This is a genomic window from Paraburkholderia graminis, assembly GCF_003330785.1.
GTDB lineage: Bacteria > Pseudomonadota > Gammaproteobacteria > Burkholderiales > Burkholderiaceae > Paraburkholderia > Paraburkholderia graminis.
This window is the reverse complement of the sequence record NZ_CP024934.1, coordinates 3,990,029-4,010,046: the sequence shown is the minus strand read 5'-3', so window position 1 is coordinate 4,010,046 and position 20,018 is coordinate 3,990,029. Positions and strand designations below refer to the sequence as shown.

The following is a 20,018-nucleotide window of genomic DNA, read 5'->3' as shown; positions in this document are numbered from 1 at the left end:
AGGCGAAGGTGGCGACACGTCATGCCGTGTCGCCACGCTCACTAAAAAACGCGGCTGCAATGGCCGCAATAACCTGGAATCCGTGTGGCCAAATCCGCAAATCCGGCGTGAAAACACACCGGCCAACAGACGCCCCGGCGGCCTGCAATCGCCCGCCGAAGCGGCCTCAAGCAGGCGCGGTGGCGAGATGTTAAAGTGCCCGCTACTGAAAATTCCGCCGAACGTTGTCAACCGCAACATGCTGCCCGCGAGCAGCCAGGCGGCACATGGCGGCCGACAACGCCCGACTCGCATCAATGCCAAACACGACCTCATCCCGCACGACCGACGCGTTCCTGCACCGCCTGTCCGTGCTGACTTCAGGGCCGCAGCGCGACGCGCTGCTACGCGGCCTGCGCGGCATCGAAAGAGAAAGCCTGCGCGTGACGCACGAGGGCCAGCTCGCGTTGACGCCGCATCCGCGCGCGCTAGGTTCGGCGCTCACGCATCCTTCGCTGACCACCGACTATTCCGAAGCGCTAATCGAACTGATCACGCCGGCCGAGCACGACGTCGCGCTCACGCTCGAGAAGCTCGACACGCTGCATCGTTTCGTCTACGCGAACCTCGGCGACGAGATTCTGTGGAACAACTCGATGCCGGGCCTGCTGCCCGACACCGATGAAGGCATTCCGATCGCGGATTACGGCTCGTCGAACATCGGCAAGCTGAAGTACGTGTATCGCATCGGCCTCGCGCTGCGCTACGGGCGCACGATGCAATGCATCGCGGGCATTCACTACAACTATTCGCTGAACGAAGAAGTGTGGCGGCTCCTGCACGCCGAGCAGCAATCCACCGCGAACGCGGTCGATTTTCAGTCCGACCGTTACCTCGCGCTGATCCGCAATTTCCGCCGCACGAACTGGCTGCTGATGTACCTGTTCGGCGCGTCGCCCGCGCTCGACCGCCGCTTCTTGCGCGAGCGCAAACATTCGCTCGAAACCTTCGACGCCGACACGTTGTATCGCCCGTATGCGACGAGCCTGCGCATGAGCGATCTCGGCTACTCGAACACCACCGCGCAAGCCGCGCTGCACGCCGACTACGACACGCTGCCCGGTTATCTCGACGCGCTCGCGAAGGCCGTCAGCCAGCCGTATCCGGCGTATGAGGCCATCGGCACGCAGCGCGACGGCGAGTGGGTGCAGATCAACACCAACGTATTGCAGATCGAAAACGAGTTTTATTCGACGATCCGTCCGAAGCGCGTCACGTATCCCGGCGAGCGGCCGCTGCATGCGCTCGCCGCGCGCGGCGTGCAATACGTCGAAGTGCGCTGCATGGACATCGATCCTTTCGAGCCGGTCGGTATTTCGCTCGAAACGTCGCGCTTTCTCGACGCCTATCTGCTCGTGTGTGCGCTCGACGACAGCGCGCCGCTGCCGCCGCCCGCGTATTGCGAGGCGAACCAGAACTTCGCGCGCGTGACGACCGAAGGGCGCAAGCCTGGCCTGGAACTCACGCGCGACGGGCAGACCATCGCGATGACCGAATGGGCCGACGAACTGTTCGTCAAGATCGAAGCGGCCGCCGCCGCGCTCGACGCGCTCAACGGCGGCGACGCGCATGCGCGCTCGGTTGCGGTTCAGCGCGCGAAGCTGGCGGATGCGTCGCTGACGCCGTCCGCACGCGTATTGCAGACCATGCGCGAGAAGCAGCAGAGCTTCCTCGAATTCGGTCTTGAACAGAGCGAAGCGCATGCGGCGCATTTCCGCGCGCGTCCGCTGCCTGCAGACGTGGCAAAGGAGTTTGAGGAGCTGGCCACGCAATCGCTGGAGGAACAGGCGAAACTCGAGCGGGAAGAAGTGGGCTCGTTCGATGCGTTCGTCGCCGCTTATCGGGCTTATACGTTGAACCGCTTCAGCGTGTGACTGAAGCGGCTGCCGCATCGGCACGCATCGGTAAGTTGTCCACGCATTTGCACGTTTCTCTGATCTGAAGGAAACACCCTCTACACGACGCGGTCCAAACTGATAAGACACGCTAACAAGAGGGAGGATCAACGTGATGAAGCAACGTCTGTTGTCCGTACTGTGCGTTACCGCGGCTGCCGTTGCCGCGACGGCATGCTCTACACAGGGACAAGTCGATCCCGACGTCATGCAGATCGCCACCACGCCGCTGACCTGTTCGAGCAAGGCCGAGTGCGACCTCTGGTGGCAGCGCGCGCAAACGTGGGTCGCGAATAACTCAAAGTACAAGATCGAAGCCGCGACCAGCACGCTGATCCAGACGGCCGGCCCGGACGGCGGCAAGCGCGCGCTCGCCTACCAGATCACCCGCACGCAGAATCCGGACGGCACCGCGACGATCGGCTTCGCCGCGCATTGTGACGGCTCGCTCGGCTGCAAGCCGAACCCGTGGGAAGCGGGCGCGGACTTCAAGCAATATGTGCGCGGCACGCCGGCAGGCACACAGGGAACCGATGCCAAGCCGGCGCAGCCCGCGTCCGCCGCGGTGCATCCCGCCCTGCATCCCGATATGCAGCAAGGACAGTCGGTCACGCCATCCACTGGCGAAGCCGTGAGTCAGTGAGCGACGCGTTGCGCGCCGCTCAATGCCCCATCGACGGACCGACGCCTTTGCGCGGCTTCGTGATCCACACGAGCACGGCAAGCACGAGGAAGCCCGCGCACGAAATGCGGAAGAAGTCGTTGGTGGCCAGCATATAAGCCTGCGCGGTCACCACCTGGTTGAGCTGCGCCGTGATGCTGTCGCCGGAAAGGCCGGCGCCGGCCAGCGCACTCGTGTACGCGTTCGTGTTCGCCGTGTAGACGTTGACGTTATCGACCAGCATCGCGTGATGGCGAATCGTGTCGTTCTCCCAATACGTCGTGCTGATGGCGGTGCCGATTGCGCCTGACAACGTCCGGAAAAAGTTCGATAGGCCCGAGGCGCTCGCGAGCCGGTCGTCCGACACGCTCGAGAGCGTGATGGTCGTCATCGGCACGAAGAAGCAGGCCACGCCGATGCCTTGCACGAGGCGCGGCCAGATCACGTGATTGAACGGCACGTCGAGCGTAAAGGTGGAGTTCCAGAACGACACGAACGCAAACACGATGAACGCGAAGCTCGCGATCACGCGCAGATTCAGCCGGTGCATGTTCTTGCCGATCATCGGCGAGAGGAACAGCGCGAGGATGCCGACCGGCGCGGTGGCGAGACCGGCGAGGCCCGCCGTGTAACCCATCACCGTTTGCAGCCACAGCGGAAAAATCACCACCGAGCCGAAGAACGCCATGAAGCCGAACGAGATGATCAGCACGCCGAGCGCGAAATTGCGGTCCTTAAAGAGCGATAAATCGACGACCGGCTCTTTCTCGGTCATCTCCCAGACGAGCATGAACGCAATCGAAATCACCGCGATCACCGCGAGCGTCACGATGAACGTGGAGTTGAACCAGTCGCGGTCCTTGCCGAGGTCGAGCACCATCTGGAGACACGCCACGCCGATCACGAGCAGCGAAAGGCCGATTGCGTCGATACGCTGCTGCGTGGTTTTGGTTTCGCGCCCGCGCAACAGCACGAACGCGCAGGCCGCGGAGAAAAGGCCGATCGGCACGTTGATGTAGAAGATCCACGGCCAGGTGTAGTTGTCCGTGATGTAGCCGCCCATCACCGGGCCGAAGATCGGCGCGCAGATCACGGTCATCGCCCACAACCCCAACGCGAGCCCGCGTTTCTCGGGCGGATACGAGCGCATCAGAATGGTTTGCGACAGCGGGACCATCGGGCCGGACACAAGCCCTTGCACGAGCCGGAACAAGATCAGCGACTCGAAGTTATGCGCGAAGCCGCACAGCGCTGAGGCGATCGTGAAGAGCAGAACGGACAGCGTGAAGAGCCGCACTTCGCCGACGCGCCGCGCGAGCCAGCCCGTCAACGGAACGGCAATCGCCGAAGCCACCGAATACGACGAGATCACCCATGTGCCCTGACTCGTCGCCACGCCGAGGCTGCCGGAGATGGTCGGCACGGCGACGTTGGCAATCGACGTGTCCAGCACCTCCATGAACGTGCCGAGCGCGAGCCCGACGGTCAGGAGCGCGAGCGCGCCGCCTTTGAGCGGCGCCGGCTCGGCCGCGGGCGGGGTGGCGGGCTGGTGTGCAGGTTGAGCTGCGGGTTCGTCAGCGTTGGAAGCCGTAGCGGCCATGTGTTGTTCTCCTCAGCGCGGAAGTGTGTCGTGCCTGGCTTGTCGCGTTTCTCTGGGCATTTGCATGCTGCATCACACTCTGCCCAGACAGATATTGTTTTACAACTGCGCCCCTAGAAGGCGCTCTGCGGTTAATGCTCGCCCTTCTCCGGCGATGAATCGTCGGCCGTTGCATCGCCGGGCGGCTCAGCTTCCGCACACAAACCGCAGCCTGTGTTCGCCCCCGGGTCGATACCGTTGGCGATGAAACGGCTGAGCAGTTCGATCAGCGTCGCGAGGTCCGCGTCCGAGAAGCCGCGCAACTGCTCGTTCAGCACGGCCGCGCCGATGCCGGGCAACTGCTGCGCCGCTTCATGCCCTTGCGGCGTCAACTCCAGCTTGACCATCCGACGATCGGCGTCGCTACGCGTGCGCTGCAAAAAGCCTTTCTTTTCAAGGCGGTCCAGCAGACGGGTCATCGAGCCGCTGTCATAGGACATCACGCGCGACAACTCGAACGGCGTGTTCGCGCGCCCGGCAGCGAGCAACAGGATCACGCCGATCTGCTGCGCCGTCAGCCCCAGCGGCTTGACCGCGCGGTCGGTGCGCTCGACTAGCACGTTGCGCGCTTTCGACAAGTAATAGCCGAGACTCGTATCGAGCCGGATCTCGTCCGCTTTGTAGGGGCCGTCAGTCATTTGGGTACAGGAACATTGCAGCAGACGCACATTCTGGACGCGCGCGACACCGAAAAACAACAACGCGGCCGCGCATCGCGCACAGTATCTTGAAATTTACTTGCATAGTCAATATTATATTAAGCAACGAGTTACGCGATCCGCGCCACCCGAGACTATGTTCTGACCGCTTTTTTTGTCCGCCGCCAGGCCGGCGTGACCCAAGGATGTCCCTCCCATGCTGTACCTGAAAAATACCCTCGGCGGCCTCAGCCGCTCTCTGACCGATTCCGCTTTGCACAGCTTCCAGGGCCCGCATCGCTGGTGGAAGCTCGCGTTGTTCGCCGTGCTGTTCGTGCTGCCCGGCGGATCGGTGGGAGTCGCGGTGTTGGCGTGGTTCGAGCATCGTCGGGCGCGCAAGCGTTTGAAGGGCATCGCGGACATCAAAGCTGCGAAGGGCGGGTCGGTGGACAGCGCGGCGGCGCTCGCGAACGCGGCAAGCGTGTCAGGCGTTAAGAGCGCGGCACCTGTCATTGCGCACGGTGCGGCAAGCGCCTGCCAGTCGCGCGGCGAAGCACCGTGCCGGGCCGCAGCCGGCAAGCTCGCGCGCAAGACGACATCGACGGAATCGCGGATCGATTCGCGCACCGACGCCCGCGTTTGAACGGCAGCCAGTAATGGCGCGTAACCTTCGCGACACCGTCAGTAACACACCTTCGTCGCTGCCCGCATTAACCTTTCTGTTTCCCGCGCCCAGCGGGCTCATACGCTAACATGCCGGCACATCGTAGGCCGGCGCCGTCCGTCATTGGCGGCGTCGTGGCGTCCAGAAGGAAAAATGCATGCAGTCTGACCGAACCTCGTCCGCGCGGACCTATGCGCCTCGCGTCCTGACCCTCGCCGTCGCGCTGGCCGCCGCGGGCCTCGTCGCAGCCTGCGCGGTCGGCCCCGACTACCAGCGCCCCGCCGCCGAGATTCCGGCTTCATACAAGGAAGCCGCGCCCGGCTGGAAAGTCGCGCAACCGGCGGATCACGAGGACCGCGGCGCATGGTGGACGATCTATCAGGACCCGCAACTCGATGCGCTCGAAGACAAGCTGAACGCCGCCAATCAGACCATCGCGCAATTTGCGGCCGCCTATCGGCAGGCTCGCGCGCTGGTCGGCGAGGCGCGCGCGGCATACTTCCCGACCCTCGGTTTGTCGGCGGGCGCGACGCGCTCGGGCAGCGGTGCTTCGTCGAGTACGCGATCGACGAGCGTCAGCCGCTCGGGCGTCAGCAACAGCTACGACCTGCAACTCGACGCTAGCTGGGAGCCCGACCTGTGGGGCTCCGTGGGCCGCTCGGTGAATGCGCAGAAGGCCGGCCAGCAAGGCGCCGCGGCCGATCTGGCGAACGCGCGGCTGTCCGCGCAGGCCACGCTCGCGCAGACGTATTTCGCGCTGCGCGCGCTCGACGCGAATCAGAAACTGCTGGACGAAACCGTCGCCGCCTATCAGCGCTCGCTGCAACTCACGCAGAACCAGTACGCCGCGGGCGTGGCCGCGCGTTCGGACGTGATCCAGGCGCAAACGCAACTGCAATCGGCGCAGGCATCCGCGATCGACAACGGCGTGCAGCGCGCGCAGGACGAACATGCGATCGCGGTGCTCGTCGGCGAACCGGCCTCCACCTTCTCGATCCCGCCGATGCCGCTCACCGCCACGCCGCCCGCCGTGCCCGCGCAAATGCCGTCGGCGCTGCTGGAGCGGCGGCCGGACATCGCTTCCGCCGAGCGCAAGGCTGCGGCGGCCAACGAGCAGATCGGCATCGCCATCGCCGCGTTCTTTCCGTCGCTGACCTTGTCGGCGAGCGGCGGCTTCGAAAGCTCGGTGTTCTCGCAATTGCTGACGGCGCCGTCGCGCTTCTGGACGGTCGGCCCGCAACTCGCGGCGACGCTCTTCGACGCGGGCCTGCGCCGCGCCCAAACCGAAGCAGCGCGCGCCGCCTATGACCAGAACGTCGCCACCTATCGTCAGACGGTGCTGACGGCGTTTCAGGACGTCGAAGACAATCTCGCGTCCCAGCGCATCCTCGAACGGGAAATCGTGGTGCAGCAGCAGGCGGTGGAGTCGGCGCGCCAGGCGCTTGCCATCGTGACGAACGAATACAAGGCGGGCACGGTCGGTTATGTCAACGTGCTGACCGCGCAGACCACGGCGTTCACGGCCGAGCAGAAGCTGCAAACCATCGCGGGGCAGCGGATGGTGTCGTCGGTCGGGCTGGTGAAGGCGCTGGGCGGCGGCTGGGATGTGTCGCAGATGAATCGCGAAACCGGTGGGGTGGCGGCGCCGGAGCCGGCGTCGGCATCGGCGGCGACGCCTGTCGCGCAGGGAGGAGCTGCGCAGACGGCGACGTCCGCGCAGATGCAAGCGCAAAGCAAATAGGCGGGCGAGCGGGGCGCCGCGCGATACAGCGGCGTTCAAAGAGGCATAACGGGCCAACGAAACCCGTCATGCCTTTTTTGCATCTAGCGCTGTACGAGCCGCCGCGGGTTCAACTCGACATGCGAGCGGCAACGACGTCCGTGTGCCGTTCGCTGCTAATTCGAAGTGCCGCACGGCGGCTTTGTCAGCACCCGCGCCGCGCATCCGCGGCTCTAGCCCGAGTTGCGAGCGACAACCTTGACCGGTCTCGTTTTGCCGCCAGATCAAACGCGTCGCTCCGCGCGTTGCAGCATCCGCGCCACGCATCGGCGGGTCCAGCTCGACGTCCGAGCGACGACGTTGTCTGCCGTCGAACTCGACGTGCGAGCGACAACCTTGACCCGTCTCGTTTTGCCGCTAGCTCAAAGGCGCTGCTCCGCGCGTTGTTAGCACCCACGCGACGCATCTGCGGGTCCAGCTCGACGTCCGCGCGACGACGTTGACCAGTCTCGTTTAGTCGCTAGCTCGAAACGCCGCACCGCGGCTTTATCAGCATCCGCGCGTCCGCGCGTCAGACTAACGCGCGAGCGGCAGCAACGCGACGACCGCATCCCCTTTTGCCGCGACTTCAAAAGCACCGAACGGCGCGGTCTATCACCACCCGCGCCACCCACCCACCTCAATGCACGAACGACAACGCAACCGTATCCGGTCCGCTCGGTCGTCCGAGCAGGTTCAACAGTCCCGCGAGATTGTCGCGTGCCTCGGGCGCCGATGTCGCCGTGCCATGAAACGACGTCGAAGCCGGCGACACGACCCCACGTCCGTTAAGCATCAGCGGCCCCTTGATGGTCCGCAGCTCGAGCGTCGACGACGCCCCTTCCGCCTGAAACACCAACTGATACGAGCCGAGCGGCTTCACCGGCGAGACACGCGAACTCACGTCGTTCAGCGCGACCGTCAACTGGCCGAACGCCTGACGGTTGAAACTGCGCCAGTCGGACCACGAGAGCCGCACGTCGCCCTGTAGATCCAGCGTATTGAACGGCGCGCCGAGACCGCTCAGCAGCGAGGCCGGCACCGCGATCGCGCCGGGCGTCACATTCGCGCTGCGCGGCGTGGCGTCGACGGTGATCGGCTCCGGCATCGCCTCGCTCTGCCGCATGGTCATGCGCACGCGGCCCGTGAAGAGCGGCCAGAAGGCCGTGCGCCATTCGATGCGTCCAGGCAGCAGCGTCGCGGCGCTCATGTCGGAGCCCGGGGCGAGCATCAGCGTGGCGGAGCCGTGCCACAGCGAACCGGCCGGGTCGACGAGGTTCACGTGCCCGCCGCTCTGACGGGCGAATTGCGGCGTGATCCAGGCGGCCGGCAACATCGCGAGCATCACTGCCGCGCTGGAAAACACCGCGACCACGAGCCAGGGCAGCGCGGCGCGCAGGCGCCGCATCCAGTAAGTCATGCGAGATCCCGTGGCAGCGCGCTCATTTCGCCGTCGATGGCTGCAGCGACGCCGTCACGTCCACCTGGCCGTCTTCTTTCAGCGCGGTCACGTGCGCTTCGGCGACCTGCACTTTGAACTGGCGGCGCACATCGTCGACCCAACCCGTCCACACGGGAAACGACGCGTTCTTCATCTGCACCTGCACCGCATTGCCGATCACCTGAACCTGCGTGGCCGCTAGGCCATGATCGGCAAGCGACGCGGACAGCGCGTCCTTCAGCGCGCCGCCGGTCGGCGCCACACCCTGAGCGGCGCCGGAAAGCTGACGCGCTTCGTTGGCTTGCGCCGTCATCTGCGCGAGTTGGCGCTGCAAGGTGGGCAGCGATTGACGCAGACGCGCGCGCCCCTCCTGCGCGGGCGCCCACAGCACCGACCACGCGATCACCACCGCGAGCACGCCGCCGCCCCACGTCAGCAGACCCTTTTCGCGGTCGGTCCGCTGCTCCCAGAAGCCTGCCCAGGTTTGCGCGAGTTGAGCTTTCATTGTCCGTTCCTGATGGTCCACTTGCCGGTATTGCTGTCGATCGCGCCATTCAGTCCGTTGCGCGCGAGGCGCGCGGCGAAATCGGGATCGAGCTTCACCTCCGGCTTAAAGGTCACGTCGAGCCGCCGGTCGTGATAATCGAGCGCGGCAATGCCGTTGACGGGCACGGGCGGCAGAGCGCGCGCGAGACGATCGGCGATGGAGAGGAAGTCGTCCGGGGAAAGCTCGCCGGCCGCCACACGCAACTGCTGCAACTGACGCGACATCTGATCGGGCGCATCGAGCACGACCGTCGTCTTCGGGAACGCGTTGAGCAGCAGTTCGGTCATCTGCGTGTTGATCGCGTCGCGCTGGCGCGACAGCATCAGCCACTGCACATTGGCGCCGATGATCGCGACCAGCAGCGCGCCGACAGCGAGCAGCACCGGCAGGCGCAGGCGGCGCAGCGTCGCGCGGTCGAGCCGCCACGGCTGCGACGCGAATTCGAACTGGCACAGATCGAAGCGGCACGCGAGCGCGCGCCGCGCGAGTTGCTCGAACGGCAGCGGACTCGCGCCGTGCACATGCGCGGCAAGCCGCGCCGGGCTGCTCGCGCCGAGACTCGGCTCGTTGCCAGGCACTTCGGTGAGCATATAGAGCGACACGGGCATCGCGCCGGCGAGCGCCGCGAGCGTCGCGTTGACCGCGTTCGCCGGCACTGCGAGCCCTTCGCCTTGCGCGCCGCGCGCAATCGCCAGTTCGACGCGCGGCGTGCCGGTTTCGACAGCGCCTTCCAGCAGCAGTGCCGGCGCGGTTTGAACGACTGCGCCGAGCACCGCCGCGACCATCGGCATGGCTCCAGTTGCGGCGTCGGACAATGTATCAGCCGCGCTTGCCACCGGCGCGGCATCGCGGCGTGGCGAAGCGTCGGCGCCCGCCAATGCTGGCTCGGCCGCGCTCACCGTTTCGGCAACGTCGACCGGCGCCGCGGATAACCGCGCCTCCGGCAGACAGCGTGTAACCGGCACCGCGCGCAAACTGCGGTGCCCAGCAGCGGAAAACGCTTCGTAGATAAAGCGGAACCACCCTCGGTCGATGATCGCCAGCACTTGCCGTCCGCCCGCCGCCGGTTGCGGGTCCACGGCGATATGGCAGGTTTGCGGATCCTGGATCAGCTGATCCTCGACGATGTTCGGCAGCGCCTGGCGCAGCTTCGGACCGCGCAGCGGCGGCAGCGTGGCGGGCATCATCAGGAGGTCGCGCGCGGCGACCATCAGCACCGTCGACGTCGCGCGCGGCAACAGCGCAAGCGCCGAACGCCCGGCGCGCTGCGTGCGTCCCGACTTGTCGAGCAGCACGAACGGCAAGTCCGGCAACTGCCATTCCTGCGACGGCACCGCCGGATCACGCGGCGGCAATAAGACGATCAGCGTGCTCAAAGGCCACTCTCTCTGGGAAAGGCGTTGTTCATAGTTGGTCTTGCACCCGCACGATACGCGTAGTGTGAGTCAAAGCATCGCGATAGACGAGCGTCGTGCGGTCGACTTCGGCGCGCTCGTGCTGCACGCGGCCATGAATCAGGAAGTAGTTCGTGTTGACGTCGAACTGGTTTGGATCGATCGAAGTCTGCGGCGCGCCCGCGCCGCGCAACGCGAGCTGCACGTCGCCGGCGTTATGGAAAAACACGGTCTGCCGCCGCGCGACGAACGCCTGCGCGGAAGACAGATTCATGCCCGGCACAACGGCCGCAATCACTTCGGCGGGCGCCGTGTTCATGTTGATCGCCGACACGGTCGGCAGCACGGTCACGAAGGGCCGCAAGCGCGCGACCATCTCCGGCGTGTAGCCGGGAATGTCGAGCAGCGAATCGACGCTCGTCATTTGCAGCGGCGCGTGCGCGGCGCTGTCCTCGCCGTCTTCGATGCCCGGTTTGTCCGTGAAGCCGCCGCCTGTTGCCCCACCTGCGGCGCCGCCCTGGATCGCCGGCGTCGACGGCGTGCCGGACGTCGATGTGACGGTCTGAAAGCGCGTCGCCGATTGCATCAGGCTCGCGCGCACCTGGACCGCGGTGTTCTTCGCGAGCTGGCTGTTCACGCCGAGCGAAACCAGCAGCCGCTGATACGCGCCGATCTGCTCCACGTCGAGTTGCATGACGCCGGGCGCCGGGCTCGCGACCAGATTGCGCAGATTGAATTTGGCCTGAGCGTCTTCGATCGAACCCGACAGGTAAGTCGCGGCGCCTTGCTGCGCGCGCACCTCGCCGATCTGACCGAGGAAGTCGGAAAGCCGCGTCTTCGCGATCGGCACGCCCCACACGCCGCCGAGATACGTGATGCCCGCGGACGTATCGCCTTCGGAGCGAAGAATCAGACGCGTCCAGTCGAGCGCGCCGCGCGCAACCCATTGCGCCTGCGCGAGCAGACGCTGGTTCTCGATCCGGCGGATCTGGACTTGCTGACGCCACAACATGCCGGAGACAAGAATCGCCGAGAGCGCAACGACGAGCAATGCGCTGATGATGGCTGCGCCGCGCTGGTGGGTGCGGTGGGCGTGGCGTGAGTTAAGCGCGCCGCGCGTTCCGCGCATAACACGGGTCGAGCGTCCCGCGCTGAAGGAGAACAATCTCATCTCATTCCCCAATCAAAAAAACGCGCGTGATGGGCCGTGCGAGCGACTTCGCGCCCACGCTCACTTCGAGCCCCGTCACCGAGCGCGGCAGCGGAGCATTGCCAAGCTGCGGCACCTTGAGATTGTTGTCGGCCTCCGTGATCGCGCCTTGCACGTCCTTCATCTGCGTTGTCCAGCCGACGCGCGGCACGTAGAGCCGCGCCGAAATTGCGCCGACGCCGCCCATCAACGGCACGGCCGACCAGCCTTCGCCTTCACTGCCGCGCGACGCCGCGCGCAGATCGCCGACGCTGGCAAGCGGCGGCGACGCATAGCGGATCACGCGGCCTTCCGTGACGCGGTAACGCACGACCTGCAAGCGCGGCGCGGAGCCGGGCAAGCTCATCTGTCGCACGATCTGCAATGCGCCGCCGAGGAGCGACACCGCCGGCTGACCGGATTCGTCGTCGGAAGCGGCCTGACGCGCGTCGATGCGCATCTGGTCGAACAGTTGCGCGAACACGCGCTCGTCTTCCATCGCGTTCGTGATGGTCTGTCGGCCGCGGATGATCTGGTCGAGCCCGCGCCACGACAGCACCGCGATCACCGCCATGATCGCGATCGCGACGAGCAGTTCGATCAGCGTGAAGCCATGCACGCCCGCGCGAGAGCGGCGGCGGCCGGTGCGCTCGCCGCGGCGCTCAGAGCGAACGATTCGTTTCATTCGCGACCACCGTGACCATCTGGGCGAGATTGCCGGAGCGCCCGGGCATCGTCACCATCACTTCCACGCGACGAAACACCGGATTCGGCGTCGCCGACACTTGCTCGGTACAGATCAACTGCAAATTTCCTTGCGAGCAATCGAAACTCGTCGAGCCGACATTCGGCCATGCATGCGTGAGGCGCAATTGCGCGAGCGTGTTATCCGCGCTCCAGCCGGCCAGCAAGCGCCGATGAAGATCGGCCTCGCCGGTCGCGAGTGAGCCGACCGCGCGCAGCGATGCGGCAAGCGCGACGGCGATGATCGCGAGCGCGACCAGCACTTCGATCATCGTGAAACCGCGCTCGCGGTGGACGGCCCGGCGAGCCGCCGTGCTGCTGCTTCTGCTACTGCTGCTGCTGCGATGGCGCATGTCAGTGCACCTCGTAGCGGCCATTGCCGGTGCCGACGATCGTCGCGCTGCCCGCCGCGGAAAACAGCGTGACGCGCACTGGCACGTCGATCGCCTCGGTGCCGAACACGACGCGATTCGCCTTCGAATTCGAGCCCGGATAGTCGATCGTCACGCCGCTCACGCCGCCTTCCCACTGACGCGGCTTGAGCAGATCGTCGCGCAGCGGACGCCAGCCGTCCTCGGTGCGCAAGTCGAAACGAAAGCCGCCGTCGAACGGTTGCCACGCGATCGGGCGCGCGCGCACCTGCGCTTCGTCGCCGGCCGATTCGAACAGCAGCGCGAGGCGCTGTGCTTCCTCGTTCAGATCGGTGCGCGGATTGCGCGTCATCGTCAACGCGGTCAGAGAGACCAGCAAGCCTGCAATCACCAGCACCACCATCATTTCCAGCAGCGTGAAACCTGCCTGATGCCGGCGCAGGCCGCGCGCGTGCAACGCCGCGCCCGCCGCGCGGGGCGGCGGGTTCGTTGCGACACGTGCGTTGCTATCGTCTATTGCCACGAGCCCACGTCGGCGTCATTGCCTTCGCCGCCTGCCTTGCCGTCCGCGCCGTAGCTGAAGACGTCGATTTCGCCGTGCACGCCGGGGTTCAGATATTGATAGCCGTTGCCCCAAGGATCGTTCGGCAAACGTTCCAGATAGCCGCCGTCTTTCCAGTTGTTCGGCACGGGGTCCGTCGCGGGCTTTTCGATCAGCGCGCGCAGACCTTGCTCCTGCGTCGGATAACGGCCGTTGTCCAAACGATAAAGCTTGAGCGCCTGCATCACAGTGCCGATGTCCTGCTTCGCGGCGACGCGCCGCGCTTCGTCGGGACGGCTCATGATTTTCGGCACGATCAACGCGGCCAGGATGCCGAGAATCGCGATCACGACCATGATTTCGATCAGCGTAAAACCGCGTTGACGACGGCTGCGCGAACCCGCAATTGCTGTGCGGCGAATGGTCGACAGTTGCATAGCTTGCTACCTCTTTTCAGGTGAATTATCGACTGGGCGGACTCGGTGCTCTGGCACTCGCGGTGCCATTGAACGTGCCCGGCCGGTCATTTTAATGTCATGCAGTTGAAGGGTTTCAACCCAACGCAATTTTCACAATAGTCCGTACAATGTGCGCATGAACGCACTCCAAATCCGCCTTCTGTCGCTCGCGCTCTTCGCCGTGTTCTGCGCGACGCTGACCTACTGGACCATCACACTGACCGCGATGTCCGGTGCGCCGGTGCCCGCAGCCGCCGCGCACGCGCAGGTCTCGACCGATCAGGCCGCCACGCTGTTCGGCGGACAGCTCACGCGCACGGTCAACCAGGACGTGCATCTGTTCGGCATTCTCGCGCTGACTCAAGGCGCCGCGGCCATCGTCAGCGTAGGCGGCGAGCCGCCGCGTGCGGTGTCGCTCGGCAGCACGCTGATGCAAGGCGCCAAACTCTCCGAAGTCCGCGCCCGCTCCATCGTGATCGACCGCAATGGCGCGCATTCCGAAGTATTCCTGCCGGCCAACGCCGCGGGTCCTACTATCTACGTGCGTTAAGCCTGATCGCCAAGGTCAGCCATCACGCCGCTGCGCAATCGCGCCGCGGCATTCCACGCCTCACTGCACCAGATTATTCAACTCGATGATCGGCAGCATCACCGCGAGCACGATCACCAGCACCACGCCGCCCATCGCCAGAATCAGCAGCGGCTCCAGCAGACTCGTCAGGAACATCGTGCGGCGCTCGAGCTCGCGCGCTTCGCCGTCGGCGGCACGGTCGAGCATCGTCGTGACGTCACCGGTCGCTTCGCCGGAACGGATCAGGTGAACCAGCACCGGCGGGAACGTCTTGGTATTGCCGAGCGCGCGTGACAGCGACGTGCCTTCACGCACGCGCACGATCGCATCGTCAATGTTGCCGCGCATCGCCGTGTTGCTGAGCGTTTCAGCGGCGGCTTGCAGCGCACGCAGAATCGGCACGCCGGCCGCCGTCAGAATGCCGAGCGTGCTCGCGAAGCGCACGGTGTTGTAGCCGCGCACGAGTTTGCCGAGCAGCGGCGCGGTGAGCAGCCACCGGTCGAACGCGAAGCGCGGGCCCGCTTGCCTGAGCGTCGAACGCACCACATAGAACAGCACCGCGACCGCGATCAGCACGGCCCACCACCAGTTCCGCACGAAGCCGGAGAGCGCCATCATCATGATCGTGAGAAAGGGCAGTTGCTGCTTGGTGCTCGCGAACACGTTGACCACCTGCGGCACCACATAGCTCAGCAAAAACGTGACGATGCCGAACGCGATGATCGTGACGATCGTCGGGTAGGTGAACGCCAGCACGATCTTCTGCTTGAGCGCGTTGCGTTGCTCGATGTAGTCCGCGAGCCGCGATAACACCAGGCCGAGCTTGCCGGTATGTTCGCCGGCCGCGACCAGCGCGCGATAGATCTCCGGAAAGTCTTTCGGATGCTGCGTGAGCGCATTCGCGAGCGAATGGCCGCCGAGCACCTCGGCGCGAATCGCCGCCATCAATTCGCGGATGTAGTCGCGCTCCGATTGCTCCGTCAAAACCGCGAGCGCTTCGTCGAGCGGCAAGCCGGCAATCAGCAGGCTCGCCAGTTGCCGCGTGAGAATGGCCTGCTCGCGCTGCGACAGCCGCCGTCCCAACGAAAGACGCTGATTGCGCTCGCCGCGCGTGCGCGTGGCGGCCGGCTCGACGACGAGCGGCGTGAGTCCTTGCGAACGCAGATTGGTGCGCGCGCCGCGCGCGCTGTCCGCGTCGAGCACGCCTTTTTGCGCCTTGCCCGCCGCGTCGATCGCTTCGAAACGAAATGCCGGCATGCGCTTAAGCTCCGCCCGTCACGCGAATCACTTCTTCAAGCGACGTCAGCCCGGAAGCGAGCCAGCGATCCGCGTCCTCGCGCAGTGTGCGCATGCCTTGCGCGCGGCCGGCCGTGAGAATTTCGGCGTCCGATGCATTGCGGTGAATCAGCGCGCGGATTTCGTCGTCGATAAGCAGCAGTTCATACACGCCGCGCCGCCCCGCATAGCCCGATTGACCGCACTTGTCGCAGCCGACCGGATGCCAATGCACGCGCCCGTCTTCCTCGACGCGCTTTTCGCGGCATACCGGACACAGCCGCCGCACGAGCCGCTGCGCCAGCACGCCGAGCAGCGACGACGCCAGCAGATACGGCTCGACACCCATGTCGGTCAGACGCGTGACGGCCGAGGCGGCGTCGTTGGTATGCAACGTCGCGAGCACGAGGTGGCCGGTGAGCGAAGCCTGCACGGCGATCTGCGCGGTTTCGAGGTCGCGGATTTCACCGATCATGATGATGTCCGGGTCCTGCCGCAGAATCGAGCGCAGCGCGCGCGCGAAGGTCATGCCGATCCGCTCGTTGACCTGCGTCTGGCCGATGCCCGACAGGTCGTATTCGATCGGGTCTTCGACCGTCATGATGTTGGTGGTCGCGGTTTCAAGCCGCGACATCGACGCATACAGCGTGGTCGTCTTGCCCGAACCCGTCGGGCCGGTCACGAGCACGATGCCGTGCGGCCGGCCGATCAGCTTGTCGAACTTGACGAGCGTGTCCGCGCCCATGCCGAGCGCTTCGAGGTTCAGGCGCGACGCGTCTTTTTCCAGCAGACGCAGCACGGCGCGCTCGCCGTGACCTGTCGGCAGCGTGGACACCCGCACGTCGACCGGACGACCGCCCACGCGCAGCGTGATGCGGCCATCTTGCGGCAGACGTTTCTCGGCAATGTCGAGCTGCGCCATGATCTTGATCCGCGAAATCAGCGCGCCATGCAGCGCTTTCTTCGGACGCACGACATCGCGCAGCGTGCCGTCGACGCGAAAACGCACCACAGAAGAAGTCTCGAACGGCTCGATGTGAATATCCGACGCGTGCTCGCGCGCGGCCTGCGTGAGCAGCGCGTTGATCATGCGGATGATCGGCGCGTCGTCTTCCGATTCCAGCAGGTCTTCCACTTCGGGAATGTCCTGCATCAGTCGCGAGAGGTCGACTTCGCCTTCCACTTCGCCGACCACCTGAGCCGCGCTGCCGTCCTGGCGCGCGTAGGCCTGGTTGATCGCTTGCGCGAGTTCGTCGGCGGGAAGACGCACCACCGACACCGCGCCGAAGTTGCGTGCGACTTCGGCGAGCGCGGCCTCGCTGGTGCGCTCGCTGATCCAGACTTCGAGGCTGTCGGCGTGCTGATGCGCGACCAGAATCTGGCCGCTGCGCGCGAAGCCGTAGGGCACGAGCCGCGCGGCAATCGCCGACGGCGCCGCGCGTTCGGCGTGGTCCGCTTGCTCTGTCATCGCCGCCGAGGCAATCTCGGCGGCTCGCGACGATGCCGGCGACGTTGAGGCTGACGGCGGCATGGACGGCGTACTCACGGCTTGGCTCCTGGCGATACGGTGGACGGTGCGACTGGCACCGGATTACTTTGCACAGCGCCGTTCGTGGCGGGCGGCGTTGTCGGCGCGGCCGAGCCCGGCTGAGTTTGCTGCTGCGGCGGCTGCATCTGCTGACGGCGCATCTGGTCGAGGTCGAACAGGTTCAACGTCGAACCGCCCTGGCTCGGGCCGACGGGCTTCGGCGGAACCACCGGATCGTCGTTGTCCTTCATCAGATTGTTGTCCTGACGATACGCGCCCTGCACACCTTGAATATAGTCGTAGCGATTCGACGTGACAGCCTGCGCGGTATCGCGATCGCCGATGATGACCGGACGCAGGAACACCATCAGGTTCGTCTTGTTGCGGTTCTTCTGCTCGGAACGGAACAACTGACCGATCCACGGGATGTCGCCAAGCAGTGGCACCTTGCTGTTGCTGACCTGGTAGTTGTCCTGCATCAGGCCGCCGAGCACGATGATTTCGCCGTTGTCGGCGAGCACGGTCGACTGGATCGAGCGCTTGGTGAACTGCGGGCCGGCCGGGTTGGTCGTCGCGTTGGTCGTGCCGTTCACGATGGCGGAATCTTCAGTGTAAAGCTGAAGCTTGAGGATGCCGCCGTCGGTGATTTGCGGTTTGACGTGCAGCGTCAGGCCGACATCCACGCGGTCGTACGTGTTGAACGCCGAACTCGCGTTGCCGCTCGTCAGATTCGAATACGAACCGGTCTGAATCGGTATGTTCGTACCGACGACGATCTTCGCTTCCTCGTTGTCGAGCGTGATCAGGTTAGGCGTGGACAGCACGTTGGCGTCCGCGGTCTGCGACAGCGCCTGAAGCAACGCGCCGAGTCCCTGCACGCCGAACATGTTGTGAATCCAGCCGACGTTCAAGCCCTGCTGAACACCTGAGCCGAGCGCGTTGGCGAGACCGCCGGTCGCGCCCGCTGCGCCCGCCGCCGCAGCAGCCGCCGTCAGGTTGATGATGCTGTTGCTCGAACCCGTGGCGAGGTTCGTGCCGGCAAAAATCGAGTTGTTCGCGACCTGCCATTGAATGCCGAGATTGCCGCTCGTGTTCGAGTTCAGCTCGACGATAAGCGCCTCGATGTAGACCTGCGCGCGGCGCGCGTCGAGCTGGTCGATCACCGCGCGCAGATTGCGGTAAACCGGCTCCGACGCAGTGATGATCAGCGAGTTCGTCGCCGAGTCCGCCTGGATCATGCCGCCCGGCTGATTGTCCTCGTTCTTGTCCTTGTCGCCGCCGAGCAGGCCGCCGGATTGACCGCCGCCGTTCGCGCCGTAGCCGCCCGCGCCGCCGCCGCCACCCATCGGCGAGGACAACGAACTGTTGTTCAGTCCGCCCGACGGCAGCGGCGGGGTGCCCGAAGTGCCCGTCGAATTGTTGCCGCCAATTCCGCCACCGCCGCCATTCTGGTTGAACGCGTTGGCCTCGTTGCCGCCGCCCGCCGAGCCGCCTTCGCCGCCCTTGCCGAGCATGCCGCGCAAGGTCTTCGCGAGCTTGCTTGCCTCGGCGTTGCGCAGCGGCACGACGTGCATGTTGCCCGGCATGCTGGTCGGCGCGTCGAGTTCGCGCGCGAGCGTTCTCGCGGCGGCCAGACGCGCGCCGTTCGACGCGCGGATGAGCAGCGAGTTCGTGCGCGGGTCGGCGGTGATCGACACTTTCAGCGTGGCGTCCGTGCTGCCGATCGCGCCCGGGTCGAGCATCTTGTTCAGTTGCGTGGCAATGTCGAGCGCGTTTGCATTCTTCAGTTGTACGACGGACACCGACTGACCGGCCGCCGTATCCACACCGGCGATGATCTGCGCGATACGGCGCACGTTGTCCGCGTAGTCGGTGACGACGATCGTGTTGTTGGCCGGATAAGCGGCCACGGTATTGTTCGGCGAGATCAGCGGACGCAGCACCGGCAACAGGTTATTCGCCGATTCGTTCTTCAGCACGAACACTTGCGTGACCACCTGATCGCCGCGCGCGCTCGGCGAATTGCCGACGTAGGTCGGCACGCCTTGCAGCTTGGCGTCGGCCTCGGGCACGACTTTCAGTACGCCGTGATCCTGGACGAGCGCGAAGCCCTGCATGCGCAACGCGGATTGCAACGTCTTCAGCGCCTGATCCTCGGGCACCGCGTTTTCCGACACGAGATTCAACTGACCTTTGACTCGTGGGTCGACGATGATTGTCTTGCCGGTCGCCGCGCCGATCGCCTTCGCGACCTGGTCGATATCGGCGTTGACGAAGTTCAATGTCACCTGCGCCTGTGCGGTCTGCGCAGTGATCAAGCCAGCCAACAGCAACGCCGTTGCGACGCGACGCAAAGCCATACGATTTCTTCTCATGGAATGTAATGTCGATGCCGGCAGCGCAGGCCGCCGGCGGTCATGCAGCGCGGACACAGGAGCAAACCGCCGGTCGGTCGGTCTGCCGGCGGGCCAGGTGGGCGAAAGCCGCCCTAAAATGCTGGCCATCCGATGTCCGAAAAGAAGGAACAGTAACAGTTTTTCATGTCGGATTTGTCACAAAAGGAAAGCCTCAGTGAGTTTCCCTAAACGTTCGGGCCCGCTCGGCGGGCCTTGAAAGCGAAACCACTGCGGACTGAAAGCGGCAAGAAAACCTAGTGTTTCCGCG

18 protein-coding genes are annotated in these 20,018 nt (G+C 65.3%); 5 read left to right on the top strand and 13 right to left on the bottom strand.

All coding sequences use genetic code 11. The annotated features are described in order from the left end of the window. Positions 1 to 296 precede the first annotated feature (296 nt). Together gshA and CUJ91_RS18090 are read left to right on the top strand one after the other, a co-directional pair. Complete coding sequence (gene gshA / locus CUJ91_RS18095) at positions 297 to 1,913, top strand: glutamate--cysteine ligase (RefSeq protein WP_114156756.1); 1,617 nt, start codon at positions 297 to 299, stop codon at positions 1,911 to 1,913. Positions 1,914 to 2,049: 136 nt separating this feature from the next. Beyond that, positions 2,050 to 2,577: a hypothetical protein gene (locus CUJ91_RS18090; protein ID WP_029971187.1), complete on the top strand. Its 528-nt coding sequence runs from the start codon at positions 2,050 to 2,052 to the stop codon at positions 2,575 to 2,577. A gap of 19 nt (positions 2,578 to 2,596) precedes the next feature. Here the strand turns inward: CUJ91_RS18090 and CUJ91_RS18085 are convergent, their stop codons facing one another. Both CUJ91_RS18085 and CUJ91_RS18080 read right to left on the bottom strand, forming a co-directional pair. Then, positions 2,597 to 4,195, bottom strand: a complete 1,599-nt coding sequence (locus CUJ91_RS18085) for a DHA2 family efflux MFS transporter permease subunit (RefSeq protein ID WP_006050793.1) — start codon at positions 4,193 to 4,195, stop codon at positions 2,597 to 2,599. A 131-nt stretch (positions 4,196 to 4,326) separates the two neighbouring features. Then, on the bottom strand, positions 4,327 to 4,872 hold the full coding sequence (locus CUJ91_RS18080) for a MarR family winged helix-turn-helix transcriptional regulator (RefSeq protein ID WP_114156755.1): 546 nt from the start codon (positions 4,870 to 4,872) through the stop codon (positions 4,327 to 4,329). Between the two features lie 217 nt (positions 4,873 to 5,089). Here CUJ91_RS18080 and CUJ91_RS18075 point away from each other — a divergent pair, with 217 nt between their 5' ends. Both CUJ91_RS18075 and CUJ91_RS18070 read left to right on the top strand, forming a co-directional pair. Then, on the top strand, positions 5,090 to 5,515 hold the full coding sequence (locus CUJ91_RS18075; RefSeq protein WP_114156639.1) for a hypothetical protein: 426 nt from the start codon (positions 5,090 to 5,092) through the stop codon (positions 5,513 to 5,515). Between the two features lie 178 nt (positions 5,516 to 5,693). Next, entirely contained in the window at positions 5,694 to 7,277 is a 1,584-nt protein-coding gene (locus CUJ91_RS18070; protein ID WP_114156638.1) for an efflux transporter outer membrane subunit, read from the top strand. A 658-nt stretch (positions 7,278 to 7,935) separates the two neighbouring features. Here CUJ91_RS18070 and CUJ91_RS18065 read toward each other — a convergent pair. Genes CUJ91_RS18065 through gspG form a run of 8 tightly spaced genes read right to left on the bottom strand, consistent with a single transcriptional unit; the run spans position 7,936 to position 13,959 of the window. After that, positions 7,936 to 8,715, bottom strand: coding sequence for a type II secretion system protein N (locus tag CUJ91_RS18065; RefSeq protein ID WP_114156637.1), 780 nt, complete (start codon positions 8,713 to 8,715; stop codon positions 7,936 to 7,938). Positions 8,716 to 8,737: 22 nt separating this feature from the next. Beyond that, positions 8,738 to 9,241 carry a type II secretion system protein M gene (locus CUJ91_RS18060; RefSeq protein ID WP_006050798.1) on the bottom strand — a complete coding sequence of 168 codons (504 nt, stop codon included), beginning with the start codon at positions 9,239 to 9,241 and terminating at the stop codon, positions 8,738 to 8,740. After that, on the bottom strand, positions 9,238 to 10,659 hold the full coding sequence (gene gspL / locus CUJ91_RS18055) for a type II secretion system protein GspL (protein ID WP_029971194.1): 1,422 nt from the start codon (positions 10,657 to 10,659) through the stop codon (positions 9,238 to 9,240). The genes CUJ91_RS18060 and gspL overlap by 4 nt, the downstream gene beginning before the upstream one ends. A 28-nt stretch (positions 10,660 to 10,687) precedes the next feature. After that, complete coding sequence (gspK, locus tag CUJ91_RS18050; protein ID WP_114156636.1) at positions 10,688 to 11,806, bottom strand: type II secretion system minor pseudopilin GspK; 1,119 nt, start codon at positions 11,804 to 11,806, stop codon at positions 10,688 to 10,690. Positions 11,807 to 11,849: 43 nt separating this feature from the next. Next, positions 11,850 to 12,551: a PulJ/GspJ family protein gene (locus CUJ91_RS18045; RefSeq protein WP_114156635.1), complete on the bottom strand. Its 702-nt coding sequence runs from the start codon at positions 12,549 to 12,551 to the stop codon at positions 11,850 to 11,852. Continuing rightward, positions 12,529 to 12,963, bottom strand: coding sequence for a type II secretion system minor pseudopilin GspI (gene gspI / locus CUJ91_RS18040; RefSeq protein ID WP_029971197.1), 435 nt, complete (start codon positions 12,961 to 12,963; stop codon positions 12,529 to 12,531). Before gspI ends, CUJ91_RS18045 begins: the two co-directional genes overlap by 23 nt. 1 nt (position 12,964) lies before the next feature. Continuing rightward, complete coding sequence (locus tag CUJ91_RS18035) at positions 12,965 to 13,504, bottom strand: GspH/FimT family pseudopilin (RefSeq protein ID WP_114156634.1); 540 nt, start codon at positions 13,502 to 13,504, stop codon at positions 12,965 to 12,967. Continuing rightward, a complete protein-coding gene (gene gspG / locus CUJ91_RS18030; RefSeq protein WP_006050804.1) occupies positions 13,495 to 13,959 on the bottom strand; it encodes a type II secretion system major pseudopilin GspG in 465 nt (154 codons plus the stop codon). Before gspG ends, CUJ91_RS18035 begins: the two co-directional genes overlap by 10 nt. A 157-nt stretch (positions 13,960 to 14,116) precedes the next feature. Between gspG and CUJ91_RS18025 the strand changes: the two genes are divergently transcribed. Next, positions 14,117 to 14,530, top strand: coding sequence for a type II secretion system protein N (locus tag CUJ91_RS18025; protein WP_006050805.1), 414 nt, complete (start codon positions 14,117 to 14,119; stop codon positions 14,528 to 14,530). Between the two features lie 60 nt (positions 14,531 to 14,590). Here CUJ91_RS18025 and gspF read toward each other — a convergent pair whose 3' ends face one another. The 3 genes from gspF to gspD are packed head-to-tail and all read right to left on the bottom strand — an operon-like array spanning position 14,591 to position 19,714. Continuing rightward, positions 14,591 to 15,808, bottom strand: a complete 1,218-nt coding sequence (gene gspF, locus CUJ91_RS18020; protein ID WP_006050806.1) for a type II secretion system inner membrane protein GspF — start codon at positions 15,806 to 15,808, stop codon at positions 14,591 to 14,593. A gap of 4 nt (positions 15,809 to 15,812) precedes the next feature. Then, entirely contained in the window at positions 15,813 to 17,372 is a 1,560-nt protein-coding gene (gene gspE, locus CUJ91_RS18015) for a type II secretion system ATPase GspE (protein ID WP_006050807.1), read from the bottom strand. Then, positions 17,369 to 19,714: a type II secretion system secretin GspD gene (gene gspD, locus CUJ91_RS18010; RefSeq protein ID WP_114156633.1), complete on the bottom strand. Its 2,346-nt coding sequence runs from the start codon at positions 19,712 to 19,714 to the stop codon at positions 17,369 to 17,371. Before gspD ends, gspE begins: the two co-directional genes overlap by 4 nt. Positions 19,715 to 20,018: the final 304 nt, after the last annotated feature.

Bases quoted from the DNA above. Each gene is read 5' to 3' on its own strand.
- gshA (WP_114156756.1), top strand. From the start codon at position 297: ATGCCAAACACGACCTCATCCCGCACGACCGACGCGTTCCTGCACCGC.
- CUJ91_RS18090 (WP_029971187.1), top strand. From the start codon at position 2,050: ATGAAGCAACGTCTGTTGTCCGTACTGTGCGTTACCGCGGCTGCCGTT.
- CUJ91_RS18085 (WP_006050793.1), bottom strand. From the start codon at position 4,195: ATGGCCGCTACGGCTTCCAACGCTGACGAACCCGCAGCTCAACCTGCA.
- CUJ91_RS18080 (WP_114156755.1), bottom strand. From the start codon at position 4,872: ATGACTGACGGCCCCTACAAAGCGGACGAGATCCGGCTCGATACGAGT.
- CUJ91_RS18075 (WP_114156639.1), top strand. From the start codon at position 5,090: ATGCTGTACCTGAAAAATACCCTCGGCGGCCTCAGCCGCTCTCTGACC.
- CUJ91_RS18070 (WP_114156638.1), top strand. From the start codon at position 5,694: ATGCAGTCTGACCGAACCTCGTCCGCGCGGACCTATGCGCCTCGCGTC.
- CUJ91_RS18065 (WP_114156637.1), bottom strand. From the start codon at position 8,715: ATGACTTACTGGATGCGGCGCCTGCGCGCCGCGCTGCCCTGGCTCGTG.
- CUJ91_RS18060 (WP_006050798.1), bottom strand. From the start codon at position 9,241: ATGAAAGCTCAACTCGCGCAAACCTGGGCAGGCTTCTGGGAGCAGCGG.
- gspK (WP_114156636.1), bottom strand. From the start codon at position 11,806: ATGCGCGGAACGCGCGGCGCGCTTAACTCACGCCACGCCCACCGCACC.
- CUJ91_RS18045 (WP_114156635.1), bottom strand. From the start codon at position 12,551: ATGAAACGAATCGTTCGCTCTGAGCGCCGCGGCGAGCGCACCGGCCGC.
- gspI (WP_029971197.1), bottom strand. From the start codon at position 12,963: ATGCGCCATCGCAGCAGCAGCAGTAGCAGAAGCAGCAGCACGGCGGCT.
- gspG (WP_006050804.1), bottom strand. From the start codon at position 13,959: ATGCAACTGTCGACCATTCGCCGCACAGCAATTGCGGGTTCGCGCAGC.
- CUJ91_RS18025 (WP_006050805.1), top strand. From the start codon at position 14,117: ATGAACGCACTCCAAATCCGCCTTCTGTCGCTCGCGCTCTTCGCCGTG.
- gspF (WP_006050806.1), bottom strand. From the start codon at position 15,808: ATGCCGGCATTTCGTTTCGAAGCGATCGACGCGGCGGGCAAGGCGCAA.
- gspD (WP_114156633.1), bottom strand. From the start codon at position 19,714: ATGGCTTTGCGTCGCGTCGCAACGGCGTTGCTGTTGGCTGGCTTGATC.